The following is a 5,693-nucleotide window of genomic DNA, read 5'->3' as shown; positions in this document are numbered from 1 at the left end:
CCCTGCGAGGGTCGTCAGTCTGCAGATGTGGCTAGAACGGCCCACCAGCTGCTGTCAGGCGTGATGAATTATTCCGACGCATCCATCGGCGTATCCACGACTGCCCCGTTCCTCAGTCTCGAGGGCGTGCGCAAGACCTATCCCGGCGTGGTCGCGCTGGATGGATTTTCGATGGAGGTCAGGCTTGGCGAGGTCATCGGCCTCGTCGGCGAAAACGGCGCCGGCAAGTCGACGCTGATGAAGATCCTCGGCGGCGTGACCACTCCCGACACCGGCACGATCACTGTCGACGGCGTCGCCCATGATAGGCTGACCGTCGAAGCCAGCATCGGTTCCGGCATTGCCTTCGTTCATCAGGAACTCAACCTGTTCGAAAACCTGGACGTTGCCGCCAACATCTTTTTCGGCCGCGAGCCGTTGCGCGCCGGTCCGCTCAGGCTGGTCGACCGCGCCAGGCTGCGCACGCTGGCGGCGCCGCTGCTCAAACGCGTGGGCGCCAATTTCTCGGCCGATACGCCGGTATCGACGCTGTCGCTTGCCCAGCAGCAGATGGTCGAAATCGCCAAGGCGCTGTCGATCGAGGCAAGGCTGGTGATCCTCGACGAACCGACATCGAGCCTGCCCCTTGCCGAAACCGACAAACTGCTCGATGTCATCAGAGCGCTGAAGGCTGAGGGGATCAGCGTCATCTTCATCTCGCACCGTCTTCACGAGGTCGAGCGGGTCGCCGATCGCGTCGTCGTGCTGAGGGACGGCAAGCTTGCCGGCACGCTGCCGAAGAGCGCCGTCAACCACGACCAGATGGTCAAGCTGATGATCGGCCGCATGCTGAAGCAGCGGGAGAAGGCCGCAGAATCGGCGCGCCTGCCCGGCGCTGTCGCCCTGTCGGGCAAGGCCATTCGCACCAGCGCCTATCCAGACCGGCCGGTCGATCTCGGCGTCAGGCAAGGCGAAATCCTGGGGCTGGCGGGCTTAGTCGGCTCTGGCCGCACCGAGCTGGCGCGCGTGCTTTTCGGCATTGAGACGAGCCTTGGTGGCGCGCTCCAGCTTGATGGAAAAGACCTGGTTCTCGGTTCGGCCGCCGACGCTGTGGCCAACGGGATCTTCCTCGTCCCGGAAGACCGCAAGTTGACCGGCATCCTGCTCGATCTGTCGATTGCCCAGAATATTTCGCTTCCCAATCTGCCGGCGCATGCCCGGCGGTTCCTGGTTTCTGCCGGCGCCGAAGCCGTCACCGCCGAGAAGCAGAAACGCAATCTCGGCATCAAGGCACCGTCGGTGGCGACGCGCACCGGCACGCTCTCAGGCGGCAACCAGCAAAAGGTCGTGCTGGCCAAGTGGCTTGCGATGAACCCCAAGGTGATGATCCTCGACGAGCCGACCCGCGGCATCGACATCGGCGCCAAGGCCGAGATCTACGGGCTGATGCGCGCACTGGCCGATGCCGGTGTCGCCGTGCTGATGATCTCCAGCGACATGGAGGAGGTGATTGGCGTCTCTGACCGCATCGCTGTCATGCATGAGGGCCAGATCTCAGGCATTCTCGACAAGGAACAGTTCAGCCAGGAAAACGTGCTGCTGCTGGCCGTGGGCAAGCAGCCGAGATAGATTTTTGTTTTGGTGCAGGTTCTGGTCGCAAAACCGTAGAACACTTTTGCGGAGCCTGCCTAGGCAGGGATTGGGGAGAAGACGATGAGCAAGAAAGATCTCGGCCTGCTGATCCTGATCCTTGTGGTGGGAGCGGTGGTAGCGATGATCAATCCGCGCTTTCTGCTGCCGATCAACCTCGCCAACACGTCGAACCTGATCGGCCTGTTCGGCATCCTGGCTATCGGCCAGGCCTTCGTCATCATCACCGGCGGCATCGAATTGTCGGTCGGCTCCGTGGTTGCGCTGCTCGGCGTCCTGTTCGTCGATTTCATCGCCACGCGCGGCATGGCATGGCCGGTCGCGCTGCCGCTGATCCTCGTGCTTGGCGGCATGATCGGGCTGGCACATGGCTGGCTGATCACGCGGCTCAAATTGCAGCCTTTCGTGGTGACGCTGTGCGGTCTCTTGATCTATCGCGGCGTCGCGCGGTTCTACACAGCCGACGGCACGGCGGGTTTTGCTTTCGGACAGAACTTTCCGGAGCTCGAGTTCCTGACCGCGGGGCGATCCTATGGCGTGCCGAACAGCTTCATCGCGCTGATCGTCATCGCCATCGTGATGTGGGTGGTGCTGCATCGTTCGGTGTTCGGCCGCTATCTCTACGCCATCGGCAAAAATGAGGAGGCGGCGAAATATTCCGGGATACGCACCGGCCGCGTTGTCATGGCGGCCTATGTCATCTGCGGTGTGCTGACAGCGCTGTCGGCGATCTACTTCGCCATGTACACGCGCTCGATCTCGCCGGCGAGCCACGGCCAGTTCTACGAACTCTATGCCATTGCCGCGGCAGTGCTCGGCGGCTTCTCGCTGCGCGGCGGCGAAGGCTCGCTGATCGGCGTCATCCTCGGCACGGTTCTGCTGCAGGAACTCCAAAACCTCGTCAACCTGCTCGGCATCCCCTCCTCGCTCAACTTCGCGGTGATGGGCGGGGTGATCCTCATCGGCGTGCTGGTCGATCAGCAATGGGGCGTGTACCGGGAGCGGCGGCTGATGCTCGAGGCGACCCGCAAGGGCATGGCTGGTGCGTCCGCGGAATAGCGGCTCCGCCTCTCCCTTCTCCCCACAAGGGAAGAGGGGAAGACGCAGCCTTAAATTAAGCCCGACATGTCGGAGAATGCCATGGCCTTGCGCAGCACATCGGCAAAGCGCTCGCCGGCCGCCTCACGCGGGCCGCTATTGTCGATCGAGGTGACGCCTGGCCCGGACAACGCCACATTGGCGCTGCGCGCCAGGCGCGCCAGCACTTCGCCGCGCGACTCGCGGCCGCGCATCGCCAGTCGCTCGGCCAGGATTTCCGGCGATGCGGTGATCTCGACGACAGCCAGATTGGCATAGCGATCGCGCAGCGCCGGGATGATGGCGCGGGAGACATTGGCAATTGCGACGCGGCCATTGGCCACCGACCAGTCGACTTCAGCCGGGATGCCGTAACGCAGGCCATGCGCCTCCCAGGAGATGGCGAAGGCGCCGTCCGCTTCCGCCTCGACAAAGGCCGCGTCGGCGAGCGTGTCGTGATCCTCGCTCGTCGTGTCGCTCGGCCGGGTGATGACCCGGCGCACGAACTCCAGCCGGTTCTCGTCGGCAAACAGTGCCCGGGCATAGCCGATCACCGTATCCTTGCCGGCGCCGCTCGGCCCCACGACGGCGACGAAGACGCCGTCGCGGATCGGAAACGCAGCGGCGGACAATTCACGCTCGATCGACGCCGACACCATCACGCGACCCGCCGTCCCTGCCGCCAGACCGTGCGGACCACCGGGACATGGTCGTCGAGACGGACGCGAACCAGGTCGGCGCGCCGGCCCTGCTCGATGACGCCACGGTCGGCGAGGCCGACCGCCTCGGCCGGGTTCTTCGAAACCATGGCCACCGCCTGAGGCAGGGAAATGCCGCCGACTACGTCGCCGAGAAAAAAGGCCGATTGGATCAGGCTGAAGGGAATGTAGTCGGACGACAATATGTCGAGCAAGCCTTCGCCGGCGAGCGTGCGGGCCGAAACATTACCCGAATGCGAAGCACCGCGCATGACGTTCGGCGCGCCCATCAGCACCCCGAGCCCTGCCCCCTTCGAAGCTTTTGCGGCCTCCTTGGTGGTCGGGAACTCGGCGACGCGGACACCCTGTTCGATCGCCTCGTCGACATGGCCTGTCGTGGCGTCGTCATGGCTGGCCAGCACGATGCCGCGCTGATGGCAGGCGGCAGCGATGAAGGCGCGGTTCGACCCCGAATTCGTCGCCGACTCCGCCATCCGCTTCTCGCAAAATTGCTGGAATTCGCGATCCGTCAGCTTCAGCTTGCGCTGGTAGTAGTAGGCATAGGTTTCCAAGTCGACGAACTGGCGCTGTCCCGGCGCATGGTCCATCAGCGACGCCAGCTTGATCCTGTCATCGCCATCGAAGTGGGCGAAGGCGGCGAGGCAATCCGGTGCCGAAACCTCGCAGCGCAGATGGATGAAATGGTCGGCCCGCAGCCGGTCCTGCTGGACGCTGTCCTCGATCGCATCGGCCAGCTTGCGCATGTCGGCCGAATTCATGTCGGCGTCGTCGTCCATGCCGACGCGCAAGGCGTCGAGCACGGTGGTGATGCCGGCGGTCGCCACCTGCGCGTCATGGGCGAGAACGGCGGCGATCGGGTTCCAGCGCACCTTCGGCCGGGGCGCGTAGTGGCCTTCGAGGTGGTCGGTATGAAGCTCGACCAGCCCGGGAATGATGAAATCGCCGCCCATGTCTTCGCCGGTCCGGCCGGCGCCGGCATCGATCCCGGTGATCAAGCCGTCGCGCAGCACGATCGAGCCTTCGACGATCTCGTCGGCAAGCACGATACGGGCATTGTTGAGAACGGTCTCGGCGGTCATTTCAGGCAATCCCTGGAGCATTTTTGCAGCCAATTGAAACCGATTGGCGTCGCAAAAGGCGGTTAAAACAAATAATCATCTCAGGCAGTTCTTCTGGCCGGGCGGCGCCCGAGCGCGTGATGGGAAAGCACCATGAACGGGGCGCCAGGTTCAGTTTCGACAAACAGGGTCAGTGCGTCCACCGGCACCGGCCGTTGCAGGACCTGCGCAAACAGGCTGTCGATTGCTGCGCGAAGACGAGGGCTTTCCTGTAACGAGGCACGGCCGGATAGCGTCATATGGAACCGGAAGGTCTCGAAGACATAGGGGTAGCCCCACTGGCAGAGATTGCGGAATTCATCCGGCTTCAGCGAATCAGGGCTGCGCCGTTCGATCTCAGCCTCGGTCAGCGGCGCGCGAAAACGGTCGAAGTCGCGCACAACGTCGTCGGCGAAGCGGTTGAGCGCCGGCAGCGGTCCTTCCGGCACCAGCGCGAAGAAGCCGTCGATCTGGCTGACGACCAGCCGTGGGATGGTTACCACCGGCGTCGCCAAGGCAAAATCGTCGAGCGCCGCGCGAAGCGCGGCTTCCGTTTCGCTCGAAGCCAGCCGGAAGGGCGCCTTCAGCGTCGCATGAAAACCGTAGCGGCGCGCCGAAGCGGTGTGGAAGGCGACTTCCGCCGCTGACAGCTCGCCCACCGCCTCGACCGGCCTCGTGGCGGCGCCGAACGGGTCGCGGCCGAGCCAATTGGCGGCGATCCGCGCCAGCGGTTCGTCCTGCCGGGGAGTGAAATAGATGGCGTAGCGCATCGAAAGTCCTCGTCAACTCCCGCTGCCATAGGCGATTTGCATGACGAAATGACGAAGCTGATGATCGCCCTGATAACAAAGTTGTTCAGGCGGGTCATTAGCCGACGATTTTTTCGCCTTGGGCCAGTTGCCGACCGGAAGGGAGCGCGATCAGGCCTTCATCAGCCATTCGTGCTCGGGCGCGTTGTGAAATTTCCACGTCCGCTTCGGCCCCGCCATGACGTTGAGGTAGTAGAGGTCATAGCCATGGCAGGCGGCGCAAGGATGATAGCCCTTGGGCACCAGCACGACATCGCCGTCCTCGATCGCCATCGTCTCATCGAGCGATCGAGCGCCAGTCCGGTCGGCATCGGTGTAGACGCGCTGAAAGGCAAAGCCCTGCGGCGGGTTGAGGCGGTGGT

General features: G+C 63.9%; 6 protein-coding genes. 2 read left to right on the top strand and 4 right to left on the bottom strand.

Annotation, left to right across the window (positions count from 1 at the left end):
* The first annotated feature begins 63 nt into the window (after positions 1-63).
* A complete protein-coding gene (locus tag EOA86_RS19175) occupies positions 64-1,608 on the top strand; it encodes a sugar ABC transporter ATP-binding protein (protein WP_128343114.1) in 1,545 nt (514 codons plus the stop codon).
* Between the two features lie 84 nt (positions 1,609-1,692).
* Positions 1,693-2,688, top strand: coding sequence for an ABC transporter permease (locus EOA86_RS19170; protein ID WP_128343112.1), 996 nt, complete (start codon positions 1,693-1,695; stop codon positions 2,686-2,688).
* A 50-nt stretch (positions 2,689-2,738) separates the two neighbouring features.
* Here EOA86_RS19170 and phnN read toward each other — a convergent pair whose 3' ends face one another.
* From phnN to EOA86_RS19150, 4 genes are all read right to left on the bottom strand, one after another.
* A complete protein-coding gene (gene phnN, locus EOA86_RS19165; RefSeq protein ID WP_206073322.1) occupies positions 2,739-3,368 on the bottom strand; it encodes a phosphonate metabolism protein/1,5-bisphosphokinase (PRPP-forming) PhnN in 630 nt (209 codons plus the stop codon).
* On the bottom strand, positions 3,365-4,504 hold the full coding sequence (locus EOA86_RS19160) for an alpha-D-ribose 1-methylphosphonate 5-triphosphate diphosphatase (RefSeq protein WP_128343111.1): 1,140 nt from the start codon (positions 4,502-4,504) through the stop codon (positions 3,365-3,367). The genes phnN and EOA86_RS19160 overlap by 4 nt, the downstream gene beginning before the upstream one ends.
* Positions 4,505-4,584: 80 nt before the next feature.
* Complete coding sequence (locus EOA86_RS19155) at positions 4,585-5,292, bottom strand: DUF1045 domain-containing protein (protein WP_128343109.1); 708 nt, start codon at positions 5,290-5,292, stop codon at positions 4,585-4,587.
* A 150-nt stretch (positions 5,293-5,442) separates the two neighbouring features.
* The coding region (locus EOA86_RS19150; protein ID WP_206630070.1) for a 5-deoxy-glucuronate isomerase at positions 5,443-5,693 on the bottom strand (251 nt) is incomplete at its 5' end.

The sequence above is a fragment of the Mesorhizobium sp. M5C.F.Ca.IN.020.32.2.1 genome (assembly GCF_004023105.1).
Classification (GTDB): Bacteria; Pseudomonadota; Alphaproteobacteria; order Rhizobiales; family Rhizobiaceae; genus Mesorhizobium; species Mesorhizobium wenxiniae.
Note: the sequence above shows the minus strand (reverse complement) of the source record. Positions and strands in the feature narration are given on the sequence as shown.

Bases quoted from the DNA above. Each gene is read 5' to 3' on its own strand.
- EOA86_RS19160 (WP_128343111.1), bottom strand. From the start codon at position 4,504: ATGACCGCCGAGACCGTTCTCAACAATGCCCGTATCGTGCTTGCCGAC.
- EOA86_RS19155 (WP_128343109.1), bottom strand. From the start codon at position 5,292: ATGCGCTACGCCATCTATTTCACTCCCCGGCAGGACGAACCGCTGGCG.
- EOA86_RS19170 (WP_128343112.1), top strand. From the start codon at position 1,693: ATGAGCAAGAAAGATCTCGGCCTGCTGATCCTGATCCTTGTGGTGGGA.
- EOA86_RS19175 (WP_128343114.1), top strand. From the start codon at position 64: ATGAATTATTCCGACGCATCCATCGGCGTATCCACGACTGCCCCGTTC.